This window comes from Alteromonas sp. AWJ4_199, assembly GCF_056159165.1.
In genome coordinates this window covers 226,066-249,172 of record NZ_JBSWUR010000001.1, presented here as the reverse complement: position 1 = coordinate 249,172, position 23,107 = coordinate 226,066, and the positions used below count along the sequence as shown (strand labels likewise).

25 protein-coding genes and 6 tRNA genes are annotated in these 23,107 nt (G+C 42.8%); 19 read left to right on the top strand and 12 right to left on the bottom strand.

The window, feature by feature from the left end; genetic code table 11:
• Positions 1–11 precede the first annotated feature (11 nt).
• Positions 12–713, top strand: coding sequence for an SOS response-associated peptidase family protein (locus ACXAER_RS01115; RefSeq protein WP_474825786.1), 702 nt, complete (start codon positions 12–14; stop codon positions 711–713).
• Between the two features lie 130 nt (positions 714–843).
• Here ACXAER_RS01115 and ACXAER_RS01110 read toward each other — a convergent pair whose 3' ends face one another.
• From ACXAER_RS01110 to ACXAER_RS01085, 6 genes are all read right to left on the bottom strand, one after another.
• Positions 844–1,281, bottom strand: coding sequence for a baeRF12 domain-containing protein (locus ACXAER_RS01110; RefSeq protein WP_474825784.1), 438 nt, complete (start codon positions 1,279–1,281; stop codon positions 844–846).
• 396 nt (positions 1,282–1,677) lie between these two features.
• Positions 1,678–2,025 (bottom strand): TusE/DsrC/DsvC family sulfur relay protein, encoded by a 348-nt coding sequence (locus tag ACXAER_RS01105; protein WP_474825782.1) that lies wholly within the window; start codon positions 2,023–2,025, stop codon positions 1,678–1,680.
• A complete protein-coding gene (locus ACXAER_RS01100; protein WP_474825780.1) occupies positions 2,022–2,330 on the bottom strand; it encodes a DsrH/TusB family sulfur metabolism protein in 309 nt (102 codons plus the stop codon). The genes ACXAER_RS01105 and ACXAER_RS01100 overlap by 4 nt, the downstream gene beginning before the upstream one ends.
• On the bottom strand, positions 2,330–2,698 hold the full coding sequence (locus tag ACXAER_RS01095; protein ID WP_474825778.1) for a DsrE family protein: 369 nt from the start codon (positions 2,696–2,698) through the stop codon (positions 2,330–2,332). Before ACXAER_RS01095 ends, ACXAER_RS01100 begins: the two co-directional genes overlap by 1 nt.
• Positions 2,698–3,087, bottom strand: coding sequence for a sulfurtransferase complex subunit TusD (tusD, locus tag ACXAER_RS01090; protein WP_474825776.1), 390 nt, complete (start codon positions 3,085–3,087; stop codon positions 2,698–2,700). Before tusD ends, ACXAER_RS01095 begins: the two co-directional genes overlap by 1 nt.
• A gap of 56 nt (positions 3,088–3,143) precedes the next feature.
• The gene (locus tag ACXAER_RS01085) at positions 3,144–3,809 is read right to left on the bottom strand and encodes a Bax inhibitor-1/YccA family protein (RefSeq protein WP_014949619.1); all 666 of its coding nucleotides are present in this window, start codon (positions 3,807–3,809) and stop codon (positions 3,144–3,146) included.
• Between the two features lie 239 nt (positions 3,810–4,048).
• Here ACXAER_RS01085 and ACXAER_RS01080 point away from each other — a divergent pair.
• Both ACXAER_RS01080 and ACXAER_RS01075 read left to right on the top strand, forming a co-directional pair.
• A tRNA-Ser gene (locus ACXAER_RS01080) sits at positions 4,049–4,140 on the top strand.
• Between the two features lie 142 nt (positions 4,141–4,282).
• Entirely contained in the window at positions 4,283–5,749 is a 1,467-nt protein-coding gene (locus ACXAER_RS01075) for a DUF3360 family protein (RefSeq protein ID WP_474825774.1), read from the top strand.
• A 182-nt stretch (positions 5,750–5,931) separates the two neighbouring features.
• Here the strand turns inward: ACXAER_RS01075 and ACXAER_RS01070 are convergent, their stop codons facing one another.
• Positions 5,932–6,837 carry a LysR family transcriptional regulator gene (locus ACXAER_RS01070; protein WP_474825772.1) on the bottom strand — a complete coding sequence of 302 codons (906 nt, stop codon included), beginning with the start codon at positions 6,835–6,837 and terminating at the stop codon, positions 5,932–5,934.
• Between the two features lie 194 nt (positions 6,838–7,031).
• Between ACXAER_RS01070 and ACXAER_RS01065 the strand changes: the two genes are divergently transcribed.
• The 13 genes from ACXAER_RS01065 (at position 7,032) to ACXAER_RS01005 (ending at position 18,092) form a co-directional block, all read left to right on the top strand.
• Positions 7,032–7,481, top strand: coding sequence for a DoxX family protein (locus tag ACXAER_RS01065; RefSeq protein ID WP_474825769.1), 450 nt, complete (start codon positions 7,032–7,034; stop codon positions 7,479–7,481).
• Between the two features lie 177 nt (positions 7,482–7,658).
• The gene (locus ACXAER_RS01060) at positions 7,659–8,549 is read left to right on the top strand and encodes a DODA-type extradiol aromatic ring-opening family dioxygenase (protein ID WP_474825767.1); all 891 of its coding nucleotides are present in this window, start codon (positions 7,659–7,661) and stop codon (positions 8,547–8,549) included.
• 169 nt (positions 8,550–8,718) lie between these two features.
• Positions 8,719–8,810, top strand: a tRNA-Ser gene (locus ACXAER_RS01055).
• Between the two features lie 399 nt (positions 8,811–9,209).
• Positions 9,210–9,301 (top strand) — tRNA-Ser (locus ACXAER_RS01050).
• A gap of 255 nt (positions 9,302–9,556) precedes the next feature.
• Entirely contained in the window at positions 9,557–11,668 is a 2,112-nt protein-coding gene (gene ovoA, locus ACXAER_RS01045; protein WP_474825765.1) for a 5-histidylcysteine sulfoxide synthase, read from the top strand.
• 154 nt (positions 11,669–11,822) lie between these two features.
• On the top strand, positions 11,823–13,286 hold the full coding sequence (locus tag ACXAER_RS01040) for an aminotransferase class I/II-fold pyridoxal phosphate-dependent enzyme (RefSeq protein WP_474825763.1): 1,464 nt from the start codon (positions 11,823–11,825) through the stop codon (positions 13,284–13,286).
• A gap of 202 nt (positions 13,287–13,488) precedes the next feature.
• A complete protein-coding gene (locus ACXAER_RS01035; RefSeq protein WP_474825761.1) occupies positions 13,489–14,217 on the top strand; it encodes a pirin family protein in 729 nt (242 codons plus the stop codon).
• 180 nt (positions 14,218–14,397) lie between these two features.
• Positions 14,398–15,042: a UvrY/SirA/GacA family response regulator transcription factor gene (gene uvrY, locus ACXAER_RS01030; protein ID WP_474825759.1), complete on the top strand. Its 645-nt coding sequence runs from the start codon at positions 14,398–14,400 to the stop codon at positions 15,040–15,042.
• Between the two features lie 31 nt (positions 15,043–15,073).
• Positions 15,074–16,891: an excinuclease ABC subunit UvrC gene (gene uvrC / locus ACXAER_RS01025; RefSeq protein ID WP_474825757.1), complete on the top strand. Its 1,818-nt coding sequence runs from the start codon at positions 15,074–15,076 to the stop codon at positions 16,889–16,891.
• Positions 16,892–17,013: 122 nt separating this feature from the next.
• Positions 17,014–17,586, top strand: coding sequence for a CDP-diacylglycerol--glycerol-3-phosphate 3-phosphatidyltransferase (pgsA, locus tag ACXAER_RS01020; protein ID WP_474825755.1), 573 nt, complete (start codon positions 17,014–17,016; stop codon positions 17,584–17,586).
• A gap of 169 nt (positions 17,587–17,755) precedes the next feature.
• Positions 17,756–17,831, top strand: a tRNA-Gly gene (locus ACXAER_RS01015).
• Between the two features lie 41 nt (positions 17,832–17,872).
• Positions 17,873–17,946 (top strand) — tRNA-Cys (locus tag ACXAER_RS01010).
• A gap of 59 nt (positions 17,947–18,005) precedes the next feature.
• Positions 18,006–18,092: transfer RNA gene (locus ACXAER_RS01005), tRNA-Leu, on the top strand.
• 170 nt (positions 18,093–18,262) lie between these two features.
• On the opposite strand, the gene ACXAER_RS01000 is transcribed toward ACXAER_RS01005, so the two are convergent.
• From ACXAER_RS01000 to ACXAER_RS00980, 5 genes are all read right to left on the bottom strand, one after another.
• Complete coding sequence (locus tag ACXAER_RS01000) at positions 18,263–19,456, bottom strand: ISL3 family transposase (protein ID WP_474825753.1); 1,194 nt, start codon at positions 19,454–19,456, stop codon at positions 18,263–18,265.
• A gap of 32 nt (positions 19,457–19,488) precedes the next feature.
• The gene (locus ACXAER_RS00995; protein ID WP_474830479.1) at positions 19,489–19,758 is read right to left on the bottom strand and encodes a transposase; all 270 of its coding nucleotides are present in this window, start codon (positions 19,756–19,758) and stop codon (positions 19,489–19,491) included.
• A 129-nt stretch (positions 19,759–19,887) separates the two neighbouring features.
• Positions 19,888–20,331, bottom strand: coding sequence for a hypothetical protein (locus tag ACXAER_RS00990; RefSeq protein ID WP_474825751.1), 444 nt, complete (start codon positions 20,329–20,331; stop codon positions 19,888–19,890).
• 26 nt (positions 20,332–20,357) lie between these two features.
• Positions 20,358–20,825 (bottom strand): PH domain-containing protein, encoded by a 468-nt coding sequence (locus tag ACXAER_RS00985; protein WP_474825749.1) that lies wholly within the window; start codon positions 20,823–20,825, stop codon positions 20,358–20,360.
• A gap of 343 nt (positions 20,826–21,168) precedes the next feature.
• A complete protein-coding gene (locus ACXAER_RS00980; RefSeq protein WP_474825747.1) occupies positions 21,169–21,291 on the bottom strand; it encodes a hypothetical protein in 123 nt (40 codons plus the stop codon).
• A gap of 188 nt (positions 21,292–21,479) precedes the next feature.
• Here ACXAER_RS00980 and ACXAER_RS00975 point away from each other — a divergent pair, with 188 nt between their 5' ends.
• The 3 genes from ACXAER_RS00975 (at position 21,480) to ACXAER_RS00965 (ending at position 22,950) form a co-directional block, all read left to right on the top strand.
• Positions 21,480–22,040, top strand: a complete 561-nt coding sequence (locus ACXAER_RS00975) for a hypothetical protein (protein ID WP_474825745.1) — start codon at positions 21,480–21,482, stop codon at positions 22,038–22,040.
• An 81-nt stretch (positions 22,041–22,121) separates the two neighbouring features.
• The gene (locus tag ACXAER_RS00970) at positions 22,122–22,706 is read left to right on the top strand and encodes a hypothetical protein (protein WP_474825743.1); all 585 of its coding nucleotides are present in this window, start codon (positions 22,122–22,124) and stop codon (positions 22,704–22,706) included.
• Between the two features lie 115 nt (positions 22,707–22,821).
• Positions 22,822–22,950 (top strand): hypothetical protein, encoded by a 129-nt coding sequence (locus tag ACXAER_RS00965; protein WP_474825741.1) that lies wholly within the window; start codon positions 22,822–22,824, stop codon positions 22,948–22,950.
• The last annotated feature ends 157 nt before the right edge of the window (positions 22,951–23,107 follow it).

The window sequence follows — 23,107 nt, the reverse complement described above, 5'->3', positions numbered from 1 at the left end:
CTAGATGTTTTATGTGCGGATTTATACAACGTATTACAGACTCACCTCACGTTATAGCACTACTTGAAGAAGTAGGGCTTACACAAACCATTCCGCTTTTTGTTAACGAGCACTCCTCAAGCAATGTTATCAACTTCTATCCAGCATTTGGTAGAGCGCCCGAAAAGCAAATTACCAATTTAATTGTATCGGGTGATAGCACCATAGATGCAACATGGTGGTTTGACGCCAAGCCCGTTGGTGACACACTGCAAATTGGTGATAGAACCACGTTTAACGCCCGTAATTTAGAGAGCCCTTATTGGGGAAAGTTTATCCGTGAGCGGCGAGCAGTGGTTGTAGCAACTGCCGTAGGTGAGTCTAACCCGGTTGGAAAAGGAAAAGCACATTATCTAATGAAACCCACAAGCGGAGCATTGCTCATTGGCGCGGTATACCGGCGCTTTAGCAATGGGCTGTTTTCCTGTGCAGTTGTGACGCGGCCACCTATCGATGGCTTTAGTCAGTATCATGAAAAGTCGATTCCATGCTTTCTTCCTCACGATAGTCACGCTATTAATGCGTGGCTAACGGCTGACAAACAAGGCTCATTAAATAATGAAGTAGAGTATATTTTGAATAATCCTCGTATTTATACCCACCTTGAAGTAACACGAGTAAAGACGTTTAAAAGTGCAGAGGCAATAGGAGACACGCAATTACTTAAGGCTTAGTAGCGTTTTTTATAAGTGCAATAGTGGCTCAGTGCAAGAATCTACCAAGGTACAAGTTTTTCATTATGTGTAAGGCAGGCGGCTCAGTCTGCGACAGCCGCCTATATTTATCTATTTATTAAGGGGAGTGCTATCTAAGATAAGAAAGTAGAGTTTCCTCATCGGCACCTAAAACATTCTTCGTTACTTCTTTATCGACAACGTCGGTACACGAGGATGACATTTCATTTCTGAGTTTTCCTAGAAAACCTGGTCCGCTAATAATATCTAATGAACCTAGCGCACCTCTTTTACGCTCGCTATCTAGCCAGTCTGCAATATCACTGGCGAAACGCTCATCTTCAATTTCAGCTGCGTCTTTTCGATTCATAATGTCCACGCCGGGTACTTGCGACGCAGGAGCCGACTGTCTTCCCGGCCTGTCGGTGTAGATATCTTGATCGCTGGCGTCACTAAATTCGTTATGCCACTTTTTAACTTCAACAAGCGCGGTTCCATGATTGGTATAGGTGTAAGCAATGGCGTTGTCGTGGTTGGCAACGATTACGTAGTGTTTTTGAACTGTCATACAGCCTCCTATGTCCATTTATGTAAAACATTCACGTTTCTGGTGTTTTGCAAAGGCAAGTATGAAAAATGTGCCTGAAACAGCAAATAAAACGCTAATGTAAAGGAGTTGTTGCAATATCAGCACCAATGCTAAAATGAAACAAAACTAGGCTCATGAAGTAAGAACTTAATTAAGATAAGTAGTAGTTAAAGCTATATGCTTAGATTGCACTGGTAACGAAAAAGTAAAAGGGTAGGGAAAAACACTAGTTTATTGCTTAAAGCGGTAGCGTATATTGGCTGGGTTGTCCAAACGAAGTCGACCTAAAACTAGATTCAAAAAGATGGCTAGCATGTTTCGCTAGCCATTCGATATTATGAGAAAGCACCACTTTGAAAGCTTTTCAAAAAACGTTTATAGACACTTAGCCGGTTTGGGCAACCCAGCCAGCTTAGTGGCTTGTTTAGCCGGGCCTTTCTTAAATAGCCGTTGCAGATACCGGCTATTACCTTTTTCTGGCCCAAACTTATTGGCCATGGCTTTCACCAAAGCACGAATCGCTGGGCTGGTTTCGTATTCTTCATAGAATGCGCGCACAAAACGCACCACTTCCCAATGAGCCTCTGTGAGCTCAATGCTCTCTTCTTGCGCCAGCAACTCAACCATGTCTTCTTCCCAAAGCGTGTAGTCGAGCAAATAGCCAGCTTTGTCAGTAGGGATCGCTTGCCCTTTATAATTGAAGCTATAGGTTTCTTGTGTCATGAAAGGGGTATCCAGTGCTGATTTTTCGCTGATATTGCAGCAAGTTCTTTGTAGGAAATTGGGTTAATATGTTCAGGCAGATTTGCGCCCCTAGTAGCCGCATCTGTACTCAAGAACGACAGGTTGAGCGTTGGTTTGTCTTTTGCCGTATTGACTAGTTCCTCAAAAAACGCGGTGTTTAACGTAGGGGCATAAACGCCATCACCAACGAATACTACATATGCAGAGGTCGCTTGCTGAAAGGTGGCTTCAATAAGCTGTTTGTATTCAGTGCTCAAATTTGGCGTTGAAATAGTAATAAGCATTAGAATGTCACCACATGATCTACGCTTTGGATAAGCGCGACTTTTTCTTCTGGGGTTAGCCACTTACAGTCTAACTCATCAACTAAACTGTTATTAGCAAGAACCTGTTCAATATCGTAGGTATCTGCACTTGCTCTACACACAAAGCATTCTTCGATATCGAAAAACGGCATGCTAGCTAAACGTTTGGTGTGATTTTTTAGTCCTTTGGTAGACGCTGCCTTAACAAGCTGCAGTACACCTTGGTTTTCAAAAAGCACTTTAACATCGTGCCCATAGTTTGTTGCAGCAAGCGCAAAATCTAAACCGTCTTGGCTTTTAGCATTGGAAAAGGGGCTTTGCGTAAACCTAATAAGTAGTTGCGCCATTAGAATTGTACCAGCCTGTTGCAATCATGGAGCGCAGTGAAGAATTCGCCCAAGCCTGCTTGCTCGAAAGGCGCGGTTAAGTTGGCCTGAGACAACCCATTCTCTTTCGCCTCTAACTCACTAACAATACCTCGCTTAACGGCGGCGGTAATGCATACAAGTAATTTCACGTTGTGTTCAGTCGCTAGAGTCTTCCAGCTTTCAAGTACGAACAGCTCGTCACCCGTCTTTAGCATTAAGTTATTGGTGTGGTGTACACCTTCGCTATAAAAGAAAACGTTATTTATTACATCACCATTATCGATTACACCTTGTGCAAAGGCGAGGGCACGTAACGCGGTATCGCCTTGAAACGGTGATGATGTGATAAGTACTGAATATTCTGCCATACAAATAAAAACACCCCGGTTAAGGGGTGTTTCTCTTTTCAACCTTTAACGCTGTTTTAATCGTCGCCACCAAACGCACCTAGAAGGTGAAGGATAGACGTGAACAAGTTGTATATGTTCAAGTATAGCGAAACTGTTGCGCGAATGTAGTTTGTTTCACCACCGTGGATGATACGGCTTGTATCAAACAAGATGAAACCTGACATAATAAATACAATCGCTGCACTGATTGCTAAGCTTACCGCTGGAACTGCAAAAAAGATATTCGCGATAGCAGCTACAAGCACTACAACTAGACCTACAACTAAAAAGCCGCCCATAAACGAGAAGTCTTTCTTAGTGGTTAACGCGTAACCAGATAGCGCGAAGAACACAAGGGCTGTTGCACCTAGCGCTTCCATGATTAAGCCTGGACCCGCAACGCCTAAATAGAAATTAAGCGTGTAACCTAGTGATGCACCCATTAAACCTGTGAATGCAAACACCCAGTAGATACCAGATGCTGAATCAGCTTTTTTCTGAACTACAAATAACGTAATAAAAGCGCCGATAGTCATAACAAGAGACATCATAGGAGAAATGCCTACCGCCATTGCTATACCAGCACAAACCGCACTAAACGCTAGTGTCATCGCAAGCAGCATATAGGTGTTGCGTAGAACCTTGTTCGTCTGCAATACCGATGGTTGAGATGCACTTGAATACATCGAACGTTGATCCATTGTTTCCTCCAACAGGACTTATGATATGACCAAAATGGTACACAATTATTTAGTGTATGTTGTATGGGTTTTAGTTCCCATTTTCAAGTAGTTTCAGATGAAAATGGTGTCAGGTGAATATAAAAACATCTTTTATACGTGCTAAACAGCGTATTTGGTTGAAATCTGGGCACTTAACCAAATTTTTTAATTTTTCGCTTTACAGTCATAAAAATATCATTAAGATACGCAGCACTTCAGGAGAGTTGGCAGAGCCCGGTTTAATGCACCTGACTTGAAATCAGACGTGGGGTCAAACCCACCGGGGGTTCGAATCCCTCACTCTCCGCCATATTAGGAAAACCCGCACATTGTTGCGGGTTTTTTTATGCCTGTTTACTACGTTAAACTTTCGTATAAGACCACAGTCGCATTGTTACATTCCATTCACATGTTTAGGCTTGCGTTTTCTTCGCGCAATCTAAAGGTGTTATGTGTCACAAGAAAGTTCTTCTTATCAAAATCTTCACAAACCAAGTAGTAGCTTTGAATCACGAGACGACTATTTAAATCACGAATTACAAATACTTTCTCCTAAACGCTGGCGGTTAAACCTGCCCGGTAAAGACTACCGCGTTGAATGGGAAGACTTTGTACCCGGGATGGCTGCAACTATAGGTAAAATAGTTATGGTTGCCGCCGTAGTAGGTGCTTTCGCAGCACCGTTAGGGCTATCTCCGGAGTTTGTTATTGAAAACGTGCGCTTTGAATTACTCATTGCAGCAGTCTTGTTCGTTGTACTGATTTCCGGTTTTCTGAACCCGTCAGCTAATTTAGCAGGTACACACGGCCCCTTACTGCCCTTGGTACCCCTTATTGTTGCATCTGGTGGCCACCCCATGGCGCTCGGTCTGCTCATTGGACTCTTTGGTTTTATTTTAGGAATAACGAAGGGCGGCAGTGTGCTTGCTAGGCTAACCAGTAACGGTGTATGCGGTGGATTGCTGTTGTACTTAGGGTTTATTGGCATTACAGGCCAGGTAAAGAAACTCTTTGCGTGGGCAGAAAGCTTCGATATGGCTTACTTAGCCTTCGTGGTGATCATTGCCACTATTTTAATGTATGCATGGCTAGAGCATATTCAAAAGCGCTGGTTAGCCATTCCGCTTGGTGCGGTAATGGCAGCAGCAATAGCTTTTGCTTTTGGTGCGCCGTTTGAGTTCACTACATCGCCTGGCATGCCTAATCTCAATCCTGCGTATTGGTGGGGCGAAGATACAGGCTGGAAACTAGGCCTGCCAGACTGGTCGCATTTTATTGCAGTGCTGCCTTTTGCTGTGCTGGCTGTGTCTATGTGGTCGCCGGATTTCTTAGGCCATCAAGTCTTCCAAAAGCTTAGCTACCCGAAGAATAGTGAACGAGCGCACATGAATATAGATGACACCATGATTGCTGCATCTAGCCGTCAGGCAGTTGGAAGCCTCCTGGGAGGGGGGAATATCTCATCTTCGTGGGGGACCTACATTATTCCGGCTTCAATCGCGCGCAGACCCATACCCGGTGGTGCTTTGGTAACGGGCTTTTTATGCGTTGTAGCGGCACTTTGGGGTTACCCCATGGATTTAGCAATTTGGCCGCCAGTGCTTTGCGTAGCGCTTATTGTTGGGGTCTTTCTGCCGTTAATGGAAGCCGGTATGCAGATGACGCGTGAAGGTAAAACGACCCAGTCTGCCGCATTGGTTGTGATCTCATCTGTATTAGTTAATCCGGTATTCGGATGGTCTTTTACCATGCTTTTGGATAATTTGGGGCTCGTTGGGTGCAAAGATAGAGCTGGAGAGCTCGGCAAAGCAGGGCGTTGGCTAATTCCAGGAATTACGTTTTTGGTGCTATGTACCGTTATGGCACTAATTGGTATGTTCCCGGGTGTGCCCGCGATTATGGAAACCTTCAGAATGTGATGAGGGCTTTAGGGTAAGTTTACTCTTTTAAAGTTTACGTTACTGAAACCAGATATGTTATTACGCGAACGGCGTCGGAGGTGTTTCTCCACGCCGTTTTTATTTAATTTATTAAGCTGATATCTCTCATCCACTGAAGTTATGTTTCTACTATATAAATTAAGCGTTACGCGTACCGCGATTTACTCGTCCCAGTAGGGCGTACTTTCAAAATAGCTTGATAAAAAGTCAATGAAAACTCTTAGCTTATTAGAAATGAGCTTACGATGAGGATAGACCGCATACAAAGAGATGGCTTGCGGTACGAAATCGTCCAGTATGGACACGAGTTCCCCGTTTCTGAGCGCTTCACCGGCAATGAAGGTAGGTTGAAGTACATAACCTTCACCCTGCTTTGCTACATTGGTTAGGACTTCTCCATTATTGGCGGTTAGCTTAGGCGTCACAGTCTGGGCATTTGCTTTGAGCGCCGCAATAAGCGCTGATTTATCGTTATCGTAGTTGACGTAGGAGTACTCAAGATAGTGTTCAGGTTTTAATTCAGCTGGATGTTGCGGTGTGCCATATTTTTCCAGGTAGGCTGGTGAAGCGCACAGGGCCAGCTTTATCGTTGTGATTTTCTTGGCCACCAGCGACGAGTTTGCTAGGTGGCCTGCACGAATTGCTACATCAAACCCTTCGTCTATCACATCAATCTTTCTATCGTTTAGCTGCAAGTTTATCGATACGTGAGGGTGTGCTTGTTGAAACGCACTGAGTGCACTCGCTAAATGTAATGTTGAGAAAGAGACAGGGGCACTTACGTGCAGAACTCCCTTTGCTTCTGTATTGAGCAACCCAAGCTGACTTTCCATATCGGTTACGCTTTCAAGAATATGATTTGCATGTTGCAAACACTGCTGACCAGCCTCGGTTAGGTGAATTTTTCTTGTAGTGCGATTGAATAAACGCGTATCAAGTTGCTTCTCTAATTCGGCAACATACTTGCTTACGAGTTGATTTGAAGTGTCTAGCTTTTCTGCAGCTTTTGTAAAACTGCCTTCATTCGCAACAACGCAGAAGGTTTTCAGTAGCGATAGTTTATCCATCGTTCAGCCATTCGTCTCAATAAACAACAAATTGTTGGTAATCATTCAATATTTAACCGCTTTATTCAATAGGTGTTGGTAACTATTCTATATGCATCAGGTTAGCGCTGTGCCAACTCAATGAAGTCCGGCGGAGCGTTCAACACTTTTTAAATATGACACTTTCAATTACGAGAGACTTTGAGGATTCAACAATGAACAAGCAATTTCTGAAAAACATTTTTACTTCTAACAACAGTATTTCTAGTTTGGTTTTACGTGTGCCTGTGGGCATTATTCTTACCGCACACGGCGCACAAAAGCTTTTTGCGTGGTTTGGTGGTTATGGATTAGAAGGCACAGGCCAGTGGATGGAAAGCATTGGTTTAGCGCCAGGCTTTTTAATGGCATTGCTGGCCGGCAGCGCTGAGTTTTTTGGCGGGCTAGCGCTTATTATAGGTTTTCTAACACGCCCAGCCGCTTTAGTAAGTGCATTCACAATGGTGATTGCGATTTTTAGTGTACATGCAGCAAACGGTTTATTTATGACTAACAACGGTTACGAGTTTGCACTAACGCTACTTGCTGCAACAGGTGCCCTAGCTATTCAAGGCGGCGGTAAATTTTCAATCGACTCTCTTATTAGTCACAAGCTTGATAAATAGCGGTTGTGAGATTTCTACGACTAACGAAACCGGCCCAAATGCGCCGGTTTCAATGGCTATAAAGCCCTTATATCAATCCGCATAGATAATTGCCCACTCAGAAGACGCTGGCAAGTTTCCTAACGAAGCGTGGGAATGCAGGAATGGTATTCTCTACATCTAACAAGGTATGGTTTTATGCAACAGCGAACGCAAACTCGCCCGTCTGTGCGAATTAACACCGCTTATATCTCTCATGGTGGAGGGCCGCTTCCACTTCTTGAAATGCAGTCAGTAGGAGAGGCGAGAACGCCTGCCTATCACATTGAAATGATTGAAGCGCTCAAAGCATTATCAACAGATTTACCCAAACCTGATGCAGTCATAGTGATTAGTGCCCATTGGGAAGACACTGAAGTCTGTATAACTACTCACCCAGAACCTTCCTTGATTTATGACTATTATGGCTTCCCTAAAGAGGCGTATTACCTTGAATATCCGGCAAAAGGGGAAGCAGCACTTGCAACTTTATTACTAAAGCGTTTAGCAGGACAAGGCATCGCTGTGCGGGAGGATAGGGCACGTGGTTTCGATCATGGAATGTTCATTCCCCTAAGTATTATGTATCCCAGTGCTGATGTACCCTGTATTCAACTATCCATTACGTCTGATTTGGATTCAAAAAAGCATGTGCTATTGGGGGAAGCAATTAGGAAAGCTGTTGAACTCGGGGTAGAGCCTGTAAATAGTGAAGCAAAGAACGAAGTGAATATTTTAGTTTTGGGCTCGGGTTCTTCTTTTCACAATATGCAGGGCTTTTTTGATAGCTCCGATGAGGCAATACGAAAAGCAACGCGCTTTAATAACTGGCTTCAGACAACTATGCAGACCAGTGGCTACAGCGAGAATGAACGCAAAGCTCGTCTTGTTGATTGGTACAGCGCGCCGGATGCTCGATACGCCCATCCTAGAGAAGAGCACCTTCTTCCACTCCATGTTTGTTATGGCGTTAATAACAGAGCAGCTGATAAAGCGATGTCTTTAACGCTATTAACTAAACCTGCAAGCATGTTTGTGTGGAGTGATTGACCAGTGCTTAACATTGCCGCGTCAGTGCAACACCTGATTGGATAACGGTTGCGTTAAACGAGAGCAATTAAATTTTGAACAGTTTGATTATCAATTGGTCGTTTGAGTAAAAATGTTAAAATTAGTGCTTTACAGTCCCACATAAATCATTAAGATACGCAGCACTTCAGGAGAGTTGGCAGAGCCCGGTTTAATGCACCTGACTTGAAATCAGACGTGGGGTCAAACCCACCGGGGGTTCGAATCCCTCACTCTCCGCCAAATACGAAAAACCCGCACATTGTTGCGGGTTTTTTTATGGGATAAATTTACTCTCTTTAATATACGGCTATAGCCAAGTATTTAATCTGCACATAATCACATCGATCAAATTCAAACGTGCATAGTCATTTTTGGCATCATCATCTGTCGATGTGAATCGAGACCTAGTGCGAATTCTTAAGCAAGAACATCAATGGCTTTAAAAAACTGTGTTGCATTTTCTACGCTCATTTATATTAGGTTAACGCTGGAAGCGTTTTAAAATAATGAGAACAAGAGCATTCTATACAAAGATGGTTATTATTCTTGCAAAAAGATGAATATTTCACCAGTTGATTGATTTAATTGAAATTAGTGCTTTACAGCGTGCCGTAAATCATTAAGATGAGCGTCACTTCAGGAGAGTTGGCAGAGCCTGGTTTAATGCACCTGACTTGAAATCAGACGTGGGGTCAAACCCACCGGGGGTTCGAATCCCTCACTCTCCGCCATATACAAGAAACCCGCACATTGTTGCGGGTTTTTTTATGGGTGAAATATTTTCTGATCTCATCCTGTCTGTATCTTGTAATTACAAAACATTTCATAAAAACCAAGTTATGTCGCGCTTTATTCACAAAAGCTTGATATATATAAAAAGGTTTACAATCAACTGAAATCTTTACGGCATATAAAAGCGGTGTACGTGTACGTATATCGCTGGTCCTACGCAGTTGATAGTAATAACAAGAATTCAAGAGGACATTATGCAGGCAATGCCCACACTTAATCTTCGGGAAGGCACGGTTGAACAAAAAAGACGGGAAATAAAGGCGTATTTCCTCGACTCATTCAACACATATGAATCACTTTTCTCTTGCCTAGCGAATGACGAGGTCTTTTACGAACGACCTGAAAAACTGCGTCATCCGTTAATTTTTTATTTCGGCCATACCGCCACGTTTTTTATCAATAAGCTCGTGCTCTCAAAGGCTATTAACGAGCGAATTAACCCTAAATTTGAATCGCTTTTTGCTATTGGTGTCGATGAAATGAGTTGGGATGATCTTAACGATGAAAATTACGATTGGCCGAAGGTGGAAGAGGTGCGTCAATATCGCAATCAAGTGCGCACCTTGGTATGTGACCTTATAGATACCATGACTTTCACCATGCCTATCGACTGGGACAGCCCAATGTGGCCTGTAGTGATGGGAATAGAACACGAACGCATTCATTTAGAAACCTCATCTGTTCTAATCAGACAGCTACCCATTGCATCGGTACGCCCCAGCCCAGAATGGCCTGCATGTAGCACTATGCAAACTAATGCTGAAGCGTTAGAGGCTAATGTTTTAATCACCGTTCCGGCACAGAAAGTTATAAATGACAAAGCGTGGAACAGTGCTTATTACGGCTGGGACAATGAATATGGTTCTCAGCAAGAATCCGTTAGCGAGTTTAGTGCGTCTAAATTTCTTGTAAGTAATGGTGAGTATTTATCGTTTGTGCAAGACGGCGGCTATAACAACGCAAAATACTGGGAGGCTGAAGGCAATAAGTGGCGTGAATATACGAAGGCTCAGTATCCTGTATTTTGGATTAAAAAGGGTGATGATTATTTATATCGCAGCATGCTTGAAGAGCATCCACTTCCTTTAGATTGGCCTGTGGATGTGAATTATCATGAAGCGAAAGCGTTTTGTAACTACTTGAGTGAAAAAAGCGGTGAGCTTATCCGTCTGCCGACTGAGAATGAATGGCAAGCGTTACGTCAGCAGGCTGGTGTAACACAAACCGTATACAGCGAAGGATTCAACATAGCGCTGCAAAAGTATGCGTCGAGTGAACCTGTTAATGTTAATAAGTCCGGCGAATTTTATGATGTTGTTGGCAACGTATGGCAATGGACAGAAACACCCATCTATCCGTTTGAGGGCTTCAACGTTCACCCTTTATATGACGACTTTACAACACCAACATTCGACAATAAGCATAACCTCATTAAAGGCGGTAGTTGGGTATCTACAGGTAACGAAGCAATGAAAGATAGTCGTTACGCTTTTAGGCGCCACTTCTTTCAGCACGCGGGGTTTCGGTATGTTCAAGGAAAGCGAGTTATAGCAGTGAACGATTTTGATTATGAAAGTGATACACAGGTTTCGCAATACAGTGAATTCCATTACGGCGACGAGTATTACGGCGTTCCTAATTTTGCTAAAGCCAGTGCGCAGTTTTGTATTGACGCTATGCAAGGGCGTCAACACGCTAAAGCGTTAGACTTGGGGTGTGCTGTTGGTCGGTCTACCTTTGAACTTGCAAAATACTTCGATCATGTCGATGGCATCGATTTTTCTGCACGCTTTATAAAAACAGCGTTTGAGATGCAAGAACGTGGTGAAATACGCTATAACCTTATAGAAGAAGGTGAACTTACGTCGTTTAAGGCGCGCAAGCTTTCTGCGCTCGGTTTAGATGACAGTGTAGACAACGTTGCTTTCGCACAAGGTGATGCGTGTAATTTGAAGCCGCAATTCACAGGCTACGACTTGATCTTCTTAGGCAACCTTATTGATAGAGTGTATAGTCCAAGAAAGGTATTAACGGACATGGCTACGCGGCTAAATAAAGGTGGATTGCTCGTTGTCGCCAGCCCCTTTACATGGTTGGAAGAGTATACCGAAAGAAGTGAATGGTTGGGCGGCTACAAAGATGAAAATGGTGAAACGCTTAGCTCTACTCAGGCGCTTGAAGATGCATTAGGTCATAGCTTTAAACGAATTGCTGAACCTAAAGACATTCCATTTGTCATCCGAGAAACAAAGCGGAAATACCAACATACGCTTTCTGAATTTAACGTGTTTGAAAAGATAGAATAATGCGGTGTCTGTTGAAGCGCTGTGTCTTTTAAAGCGTGTGTGCAGTATAAAGTGAGCGCGGTACGCGTGTAACGTGTTTATAATTATAATAGATTTCAGAAGGCCTTTAGCCAATAGTAAATGCGCAAGGCTATAAAAATAGGATAATGTGAAGGTGAGCAACGCGCTAAGCCATCTCCCCGTGTTCAACGCTATGCAAAGCGAGTTTATGCCTTACAAGGATGTATGGCAGGCACCTTCTCACCTGAAACTCGATCAAACTCGTCTTAAATATTCAGCGATATTTCGCCGCTTTCAGGGCGCGTCTTCATCTCAAGCGAACGTTGTCGCGTCTCAGCAAGACCCTATTCCAATGTGGATAGCGGATATGGACATCCCGCCTTGTGATGAAATTCTCAGCGCGATTACACAGAACCTTCGCTCTACTTATGGATATCAGTCCCTTGATATCGGTGACGCGGTAGCAAAACGTTTTGAGCGTACCACGCAAAAAAGTAGTCGCTTTAACGTAGAAAGTGGCGATGTTGTGGATGTTGCGAGCGTAATAGGAGCAATAGACGTTGCGCTTCACACTTTTTGCCAACCTGGTCAAAAAGTCATGGTTTTAACACCAACCTATTTCCCTTTAACAGAGGCTATTAATAATAACGGCTTAACGCCAGTATCCATTCCAGTCATTCAAAACGCGCGTCAAATTCAGACTAAGCTTTCTGAAGTTGCCGCGACAAAGGATAGCGACAAGAGTCGTCAGGAATACGTCGAAGGTTCTAACGCAACTATAGATACTTCAGCCTTCGATAGTGCTGCGGCTGCATTCGTGATTTGCCATCCTAATAACCCTACAGGTACAGTGTTAAGTGCAGAAGAGCAGCGTGTTATTATGAGCTTCTGCGCCAAGAACGATATTTTAATGATCACTGATGAGGTACACAGCGAGTTTGCATTTAACTCGTCAAATGAACCAACGCTAATCCCCATGTTTGGTGCAGAGATAAGCAATAAGAGCGAGAGGCGCCAAGAAAGTCAAAACGGTGGTAACATCCATACTCATCAACTGCCACGCATTATCCACATCAATAGCGTATCTAAGGCGTTTAACCTAGCGAGTATTCCAGGTGCATCGTATGCGGTCATTAAGGATAAAACGATCAGAGAGACGTTTGCCCAAGCTATTAATAGCAGGCACCTTAACGCAAGTAACTTAGGAAAAGTTGCGTTGATTGCCGCCTATGAGAAGGGAAGTACTTGGTTAGACAGCGTAAAAAGTGCGTTGAGCTTCAATCGAAAGCTTGTTGTGCGCTTCTTTGAGCACTATGGTTTATCTGTTAATTATACAATGGGCGGCGCTGGTTATTTCTTGTGGCTAGACCTTTCAACATTCCCGTCGCATTTTACACAGCCGAACAGTATCCCTTCTGTGGATGAAGCTCCTTTAGGTGACGCTTCTCGTCAACCTCTCAAATATTCACCCGTGACCACTGTGGAAGGATGTATTGAGCGCGGCGTGATAGGTAACGACGGCGCGACCTTTGGTTCTCCACACCATATTAGGCTAAATTTAGCCTGTCACCCTGCGGTTGTAGAAACCGCGCTGCAAAGACTGTGCTTTATTTCTTAGCTTAACCCGCATCGGTTGAGCGATAGTTACTTTAATTCTAAATATTAGAATAATAAACTCAAATATATGACATTTTATTTCTATTAAAGAGGATTAAAATGACCTTATTAAATAATTAGCCCTTAACACATGTTCTATCGCCCAGCGTTACTCCTGTTGGGTAGAAGAGTCAGTGGCGGCTTACGGTTATAAGGAATGCAAGATGATGTATTTGAGAAAAGCGAATGAAAGAGGAAAAGTGAACTTTGGCTGGCTAAAAAGCCAACATAGCTTTTCGTTTGGACACTATTATGACGCAAAACATATGGGGTTTTCAGCGCTAAGGGTTATCAATGACGATGTTGTTCAGGCCGGTAGAGGTTTTGAAACCCATGGTCACAGAGATATGGAGATAATTTCATATGTTGTGAGCGGTGCTTTAAAGCACAAAGACAATACCGGTAATGAGTACGTAGTGCCTGCGGGTGACGTGCAAGTAATGAGTGCAGGTAAGGGTATCATGCATTCGGAGTTTAACCCTTCTACTGAAGAGCCTGTTAACTTTCTGCAAATTTGGATTATGCCCAATGAAAAAGGCGGTACGCCCAGCTATGCGCAAAAAACCTTTGGCACACAGGCGGGTGGAAGTAACCATGATTCAAAGCTTGAATTATTAGTAAGTGATAACGGAAGGGAAGGGTCATTACGCATTAAGCAAAATGCGGCAATCAGCCGTTTAACTTTGAAAGCTGGCGAAACATGGGAGCATGGCACTGAAGACCAAAAGGGTTACCTTCATATGATTAGCGGTAATGTACAGGCTGTGGTAGACAGTGAAACGAATGCAGTTGAAATAGGGGCAGGCGATGCTTTGGGTATTTACGAACAAGACATCATTCGTCTGAAAGCCTCAGAGGAAAGTGTGGCCTTGTGGTTTGAATTACCTAAATAGCTGCCTAAAAGTAATCTAGATCAATAATTTAGTTTCAATTTGTGTATCTCTACTTCACGAATTCTTATCTCGTGGTATGATGACTCGGATAAGGTTAAAGGCTGGTAATACTTCTCATTAATGAGCATTACCAGTCTTTATTCCAGTTGTATGTAAAACCGAAGTCAGTGAGATACTAGAGTGATAAAAATAATCCTAGCAGATGACCATGATTTGGTCAGAACAGGGATACGCCGGATTCTGGAAGACGTAGACGATTTTACTATCCTCGCAGAAGCGAAGAACGGTGAAGACGCGGTACTATTGTGCCGAAAAAACGCGCCAGATGTGGTACTCATGGACGTGAATATGCCCGGTATTGGTGGACTGGAAGCGACAAAAAAAATTGTTCGTATGTCTGAAAATACGCGTGTTATTTGTGTTTCAATGCACAAGGAAAGTCCTATTCCAATGCAAGTTATGGACGCAGGCGCATACGGTTTTCTGTCAAAAGATGCTGAGCCAGACGAAGTAATACGCGCTATCCATAAAGTTGCGGCAGGACAAAAGTATGTTGATCAAGAAGTGGCCAATAGCATAGCCATCGGTAAGTTATTGCCTAGTTCGGATAATCCGTTTGACGAGCTATCGAGTAGAGAACTTACAATAGCAATGCGATTAACCGAAGGTCACAAAGTGCCGGATATAGCCCGAGAACTCAGTATTAACTCAAAAACGGTTAATACTTACCGTTACAGAATGTTTCAAAAGTTAGGTGTAAATTCTGATGTAGAGCTAACGCACTTGGCCTATCGTCATAAGCTTATTAATCCTAACACCTTTTAAGCGTCACTAGACGCGCAACGTCAAAGTGATTATGTCTGCATTTGATTCAGCAGCATTTCTTAAGAATCTAACCTCTCAACCTGGTGTGTACCGCATGTACAATAATCAGGAAGAGGTTATTTACGTAGGAAAAGCCAAAAACCTCAAAAAGCGTGTATCAAGCTACTTTCGTAGTAACCTTGATAATGCCAAAACCCGTTCGTTAGTCAGCCAGATTGCGAATATGGATGTCACGGTTGTAAACAGCGAAACCGAAGCGTTCTTGCTTGAGAACAACTTCATCAAGAAATACAAACCGCGTTACAACGTAGTAATGCGTGACGACAAATCTTACCCTTTTATCTTTTTATCAGATCACGAGCATCCTCGGCTTTCTTTCCATCGCGGCCCTCAAAAGAAAAAGGGCGAATATTTCGGGCCATACCCTAGTGCATGGTCGGTTCGAGAAAGCTTACGCTCTATGCAGCGTATTTTTCCTGTACGTCAATGCGAAGACAGCTATTACCGTGCGCGCAGCAGACCTTGCCTTCAGTATCAGATGCAGCGGTGCAGCGCGCCTTGCGTTGAAGGCTATGTGAGCGATGAAGAATATAAAGAGCAGGTCAATTTTGCTCGCTTATTTTTAAAAGGTAAAAACCAGCAAGTCATTGGCGGGCTGGTGGACAAAATGGAAAAAGCCAGCGAAGCATTAAACTTTGAGGCCGCCGCGCGCTATCGCGATCAGATAAACGCCTTGAGGAAAGTACAAGAGCGACAATGGGTTGCCGGTACCCAAGACGAAATGGATGTGTTTGGGTTCGCGTTCAAAGGCAACATGGCCTGTATCCAGGTAATGTTTATTCGCGAAGGGCAGTTGTTAGGCAGCAAGGCCTATTTTCCCAAAGTCCCCAACACTGCCGATGAACAAGAAGTTTTCGAATCCTTCTTTCTGCAATTTTATTTAGCGGGCAACAAAGTCATTCCTAAACAAATTGTGTTAAGTAATACACTCAGTGACGAAGATGCTATTGCAGATGTACTTGCCAGTGAAGCAGGGCACAAGGTGCATTTCTTCAAAGGGGCGAGGGAAGAGAAGCGCAAGTATCTACAGCTGGCCCAATCAAATGCACAAACTGCGTTAGATGCTCAATATAGCCAACAAAAGTCTGTGTTTGCACGCTATCTAGACCTAGAAGCGGCACTGGAAGTTGATACGCCTATTCAGCGCATGGAATGCTTTGATATTTCTCACACCTCTGGTCAACAAACAGTGGCGTCCTGCGTGGTATTTAATCGAGAAGGGCCACATAAAAGTGACTACCGCCGATATAATATAGAAGGCATCACCCCAGGTGATGACTACGCGGCCATGGCACAGGCGTTAAAACGTCGCTACAAGTCAGTGAAAGAAGTGCAAAAAATTCCAGATCTACTATTAATTGATGGTGGTAAAGGTCAACTTGCTCAGGCTGAAGCATTTTTTGAAGACTGGCCTCATGACAAAAAGCCCATGCTTTTAGGTGTAGCAAAGGGCACTACCCGTAAGCCAGGCTTAGAAACACTAATCCTTGCGGGCAGTCATCAGGTGCTTCCTATGGATAGCCATTCGCCTGGACTTCATCTTATTCAGCATATTCGCGATGAATCTCACCGATTTGCTATAACTGGGCACCGCAATCGTCGTCAGAAAGTGAAAACGACATCGAGTCTTGAAAGTATTCCTGGTATTGGCGCTAAGCGTAGACAGACGTTGTTAAAGTTTATGGGCGGCTTACAAGGTCTTAAAAAGGCCAGTAAAGATGAAATAGCAAGTGTACCAGGCATTAGCCCAGAACTGGCGGATACTATTTACGATCACCTTCATCAATAAATGACTGAGTAACAAGCAATGCATTGCAAATTAAGGTAATGTGTTGTGGAAATGAAAGAAGCAGAGCTTGCAAGCTGCGCGCTAAAACGCCCATAGAGGCATAACACCGAGACGTACTTTTTATGTGGACTATTCCAAACTGTATTACTTTGTTCCGAGTAATCCTTATTCCTGTATTCGTAGTTGTTTATTTTCTTGATTGGCGTTGGGCACATGAAGCCGGCGCATTTATTTTTTGGCTAGCGGCTATTACCGATTGGTTCGATGGTTATTTAGCAAGGAAACTACAGCAATCTACCCCTTTCGGTGCGTTCTTAGATCCTGTAGCAGATAAACTTATTGTAGGTGCTGCTCTTCTTATGATTACTCATAGCTATGCGAGTCTTTGGATCACTTTGCCATCTATAGCTCTTTTGGTTCGCGAAATTTATGTATCAGCGCTTCGTGAATGGATGGGATCGAACGGGGTGAGGGACGCTGTTAAAGTATCATTTATAGGCAAAGCAAAAACAACTGCACAAATGTTAGCCTTAATTGGGCTATTGTCAGGGTTAGAGACCTTTATGGGTATAACTATTTATTGGGTTTCTTTGGGGTATATTCTTTTATATTTCTCAGCGGTGCTGTCTATTTGGTCAATGTTTGTATATACAAAAGCGGCGTGGCCACACCTTCGAAGTGGCGCGGCAAAGTAGAATTGATCGCGGTTTAATCAAAGTGAATAAAAAAATAGCAAACGATCATAAAAAACCGCATTTATCTCAATTTAAACGCTTTTTTGTGTTGACAGTTTTGAATGGGTAGGTAGAATGCACCCCACATTTCGAGAGGACATCAACCAAACGAAATGCTCGATTAAGACGTGCGGGAATAGCTCAGTTGGTAGAGCACGACCTTGCCAAGGTCGGGGTCGCGAGTTCGAATCTCGTTTCCCGCTCCAATCTCTTTGAGATAAGTTTTAATCACGCGCCAGACGCATCTGGCGGAATGGCAGAATGGCTATGCAGCGGATTGCAAATCCGTCTATCTCGGTTCGACTCCGGGTTCCGCCTCCAAACGCTGCAACGCAGCATCAGGTTCTACGCCTGACACCTTTGCTGAAAAGCAACCCGATGCCCGGGTGGTGAAATTGGTAGACACAAGGGATTTAAAATCCCTCGCTGGTAACAGCGTGCCGGTTCAAGTCCGGCCCCGGGCACCATTTACGGCTGGCTCTACCCCATAAGGCTCTAGGCTCTACCCCATAAACGGGGGATCAGCATTCACCTTACACGATTGATAACGGCTCTACCCCATAAACGGGGGATCAGCATTCACCTTACACGATTGATAACACCATCCGGCTCTACCCCATAAACGGGGGATCAGCATTCACCTTACACGATTGATAACACCATCCCATCCGCAATGGGTCATCACTCTTATTCGATAATTTTCAAAGTTTCTAAAACCATACGCTCTTCTCGATATCATTTCCATTTTGTTGTGGAAGCCTTCAGTGATCCCGTTGTTTCGTGTAAAGCGCCACATGGCGATGATAGGTTGCAACCACGAAGTTAAGGTTTTGGCCAGTGTACGAAGTGGACTGTGATGTAACTGTTCAAGCAAGTCTAAGAACCTCGGTAATGTCTGCTCCATTCGTTTTTCATTCATAGTCTTTAACAGCATATACCTGATGAGCTTCTGTTTGACCTCATACAGTGTTTTTAACACCGGATAGTCAGCTAAGTAGCGTTGTAGGTTGTTGTTATTCTCCTCGCTTAAATGCCATTGATGCCGTCGCATCAAACTAAGTAAACCCCGATTCTTACGTCCTTCAGGGTGGTGTTGCTGCCACGCTTTTAAGAAGTGATGGTTTATCAAGCGCACCACATGAAAACGGTCAGCGACTATCGTAGCATTAGGGAAATAGCGTTTGGCAATACCACGATAGGTTTCCGATAAGTCCATCGCGATGAGCTTAACGTTCTCTTTATTGGGAAGGTGGCGTAAGTACGAGCGTAAACTTAATTCAGAACGTCCCAGTTTTACATCAAACACACTACGATGTCGTAAATCTACAAACGTCGTCGCATAACCCTTCTTACGGGTAAAAAAGTGTTCATCTATCCCCAGCATCTCTGGGCAGGGGCGACTGATAATCTCTTTATATTTTTGGCTGATGTGTGATTGGTACCAACGCTCTACCGTAGTGGGACTAATGCGATGTGTGCGTGAGATACCACGCTGCGTAACACCACCGTGGTGCGCTTCAAAGACTTCTAAGCGAAAGCACTCCGACGCCCGATAGCGTGGCCGGATCCCAACAAAAGGGTGCCTGAAATAACGACCACAGCATCGACAGTGATACTTAGGTACCTTTAAATGTAGTGTTAGCACCTGATTACCTTGGCGCGTGTGCTTCACAGTACGCTTATGTGTGGCTTTTATGCGTAAATGTCGACTCTCACAATGTTTGCATAGCGGCTTTTTAGTGGGCTTTGCCCACACTTCAATAAAATCATGTCGATGAACACGTTCTATTTCTAACTCACTTATGCCTAAAATAGTACCTGCGTGGGACATCTGTACTCTCCATTAAATGATTCTTCGCAAAATCAGTTTAATGAATGCGGATGTCCCCCGTTAATGATGAAGAGCCCACCATCCCATCCGCAATGGGTCATCACTCTTATTCGATAATTTTCAAAGTTTCTAAAACCATACGCTCTTCTCGATATCATTTCCATTTTGTTGTGGAAGCCTTCAGTGATCCCGTTGTTTCGTGTAAAGCGCCATATTGCCACTATCGGTTGTACCCAGGACATCAAGGTCTTCGCTAAGAGTTTGAGGGGCTTTGATGCAGCTGCGCAAGAAGCTCTAAAAATTGAGGTAATTTTTTCGCCATCCGATTTTGGTTCATTGTTTTCATCAGCACGAAACGGGTAAGCTTTTGTTTCGTTATATACAATGCACGTAGGGCGGGGTAGTTTCGCCGAGTAACGGTCTAAGTTGGCTTAGTCCTCTAGTGCCATCCATTCTTGTACCATGTTACTGGCTGTAAAGAAGTCTGGAGACCCATGATAAAGCTGAGTGAATTTTTCAACATCCTCAAATTCAATCTTCTTGAATTTGCAACGATTGAAGTATGCTTTCAGTTTGGTGTGATGGCGTTTTTTAGTTCTTTCTGATTGCGCGATGACCCAATAAAGAATGTCAGTAAACGCTTGAAAGTGACGACCTTCCATTCTTAACACATTTGCCATTTCTTCGTGAACACATGCATCTAGGGCTAAAGTTTGTCTCAGCGTAAAATTACATTTGGTGGCATGCTTTAAGTAGTTGTCTTTTTGAATGTGGAAGTTGCGCCAAGCTAGATCAAAATTTTTATTTTTTACTGCGGCTTTGGCTTCATGTTTTGCTTGTGCTGCTCTTGCTAAATAGTCATGTTCTGAAATCATAAACATCCTTGTTATTATAAATTGACCTAAACTCTAGAGTTCTCCACTAGTTCTTCTATTTGGCGCTTAGCTAAAAAAGGGTTTTCTAGAAAAGTCATAACTAAACGTTTGTTTCCAGTGCCTGAAAGTACGAGCTTACCTGATCCCACTATTTTCTCTGCAATATCTTGATGAAGATTTATTGACTCCACTTCATCCAAACGCAGTTCATTACTCGTAGTGGTAAATATACCTTCTTTTGCAATAACTCTTCTTTCAGTGATTCCTCTTTCTGAATTTTTGATATCAAAGAAAAGGTATATAACGTAAATCACACAGCCAAGAGTTAAGCTGATACCTAATTGATAAACAGTAGTGTCGACTAAAGAGCCAAAAATAAGCGTTAATATCGAGAACAGGCCAAACAGGAAAGGTCTGAGCCATATGAGCCAATGAAAACTGAAAAGGTGCTGGACTTTTTCTTTGTTAGAAAGCGAATTGTGAATAAACGACATTGACAAGATCCATTTGAGTTTCCAACGGAGTGACTAAAAACCTAGTGAATAAGCAGTAGCCTTCCTAAATATGCCTCAACAATTTTGTCAAATTGGAGCATCGAGTTTGCGTAAATTTAGTGTCGTTTATTTGTTTCAACAGGTCAACAAGATAAATAACGGCAGTAATGGTTGCTGGTTTTAACAGTGCCTTGATACTTCAGTGAGTGTAAATATAAAAGATAGGAAACAAATTCTTCTTAGCTTTCCTTACCATCAACATCCTTGTCGCTTGCATCCTTGCTTGCTTTAGTAGATTCATGTTGCGCACGTATTTTGTCAGGAGTTTGATTACCTCTAACTTCTACAAGTTCTCTGCATTAGCTCGCATAACCTTTGTTGCTCCGTTTACAGATTCAGCTACGTCTTCAGCTGAGTCTAGGAACTTTGATAGAACGTTAAGCATTTTAGCGATTACTTTAACCATGATAAATCTCCCGATGATTGAGGCACAATTGCCACTAAAAGCCAATTAGGCTTTGTGTCAGAAGATAGGGGGGGTAGGTTTCGTTTCTAACGAAAATACGGTAGTAATACACTCATACTAAATTATGAAAATTTTCAAAAAGTTGCGGTATATTATTTGATCAGGAAATTCACTATGAGGGGAATGAAATGGATTTCGATATAAAGGGGTTCATCATAGCGTTGTTGTTAGGTATTTTGTCAGGGTTAGGTTTTGCCAATATCTTTAACCTGGATTTCTCTTCAGCTATCGATACTACTGGTACATTCTTAGCCGGTGTTGGTGCTGTGGGAACGATGTTCATTGCAGCTAAAGCATTAAAAAGTTGGAAAGTTAAAGACAACTTTGAAAAGGCGTTAGAACTTCACTTAGAAGCAAAAATGCATGCTAGGGAGTTAGCTAAAATACTTTATCAATTTCGTATACTTAGAAGAACCGATAATCCTAATGAGATTTATAATGAGTTCATCACAGAAAAAATAAGATTTCTAGATAAGCTTAAATCAATCAAAAAAGTGCTAGAAATACATCGTGGAACGGACACTGAAATAGTTAAAGTCATCGAACATGTTTATAAACTATTTAGAGAAGTCTCGGAAGGCAACCTAGGGACACTACCTGATATTTCTGACAAAATTGTTGAGGGAGATTTTGCACAACTCCTTATTTCAGTAGACGGCATAGAGTTTTATTTACGTAAGCAATTTTAGTTCAGGTAAGCCATACGCCCGTAGGAGTTGAGAGATAACTATGATATGTGACGGATAGTTGATGTTTTACAAGGATAGATGATGAATTTCGATATTAAGACCTTTGTTATGGGGTCACTTACAGGCTTAACCTTTGGGTTGGGTATTGCTGATTTAGTGGATAAAGACTTATCCCAATTCATGTCTGGTATGGGCTCTGTATTAGCAGGGTTAGGGGCATTAGTTACCGCATACATAGCGTTCATGGTTTATAAAAGGTGGCAGAGACAGTACAACTACAATATGGTAAATAGCGCTCTAGATTCATTTAACGACTTGCTTATTGAATATGAAGAGTACGCTATTGAATCTTTCAGGAATTGTTACTACGGACAAAATTCAGACTTTGATGAATTTTTTAAATTTGAGAAAAAAGTCACTTTCGTTTCTAAAAAAATCGAAGCACTCTTGCCTGAATACCTTTTACCTCATTGGAAAAGGTTCTTTAAAGAACCTGTCATAGATTATGAAAAAGAATTAGCACCTGTTCTCTTTGAAGCTGCACACTCGCAAACAGTTAATGAAGAAGATTACTACCGGTTAAAATCTAAGTTGAACGTTGTTTTTGGTAAGGCCCACGTGAGCATCATTGAAATGAATCACATCATACCTCTAGTATTCAAATAACTGGATACCTTGTGCTAAAGTAATACCCATAGCCAAGCGCAATGCTTGGCTTTAATAAGCCTTCGTAATACCTTCAATTTCCTTCCACAATTCCTTTCTTACAACTTATCCCACCATGACTCAACTAACAGTAGATGAAATCAAATCTGCTTTGCCTGCGCAGTTTAAGAAAAGCATTAACCAAGAACTGATAGACAACATTAATGCGACTATCAGTGATCCCGAAATGTTCGAGACTTACTGATAACTTGGTTAGTTACACACACGTTCTAAAGAACGGTAAGTTTAAGATTTCGCGTTATCTTGATGCAGTGAGGTATGTTAGCTACTGTCCACTTCCACAAAAATAAGCGTATTGCTTTGTCGAGAGCAAATCGTTTAATTTATCAAAGTCTGTTTCA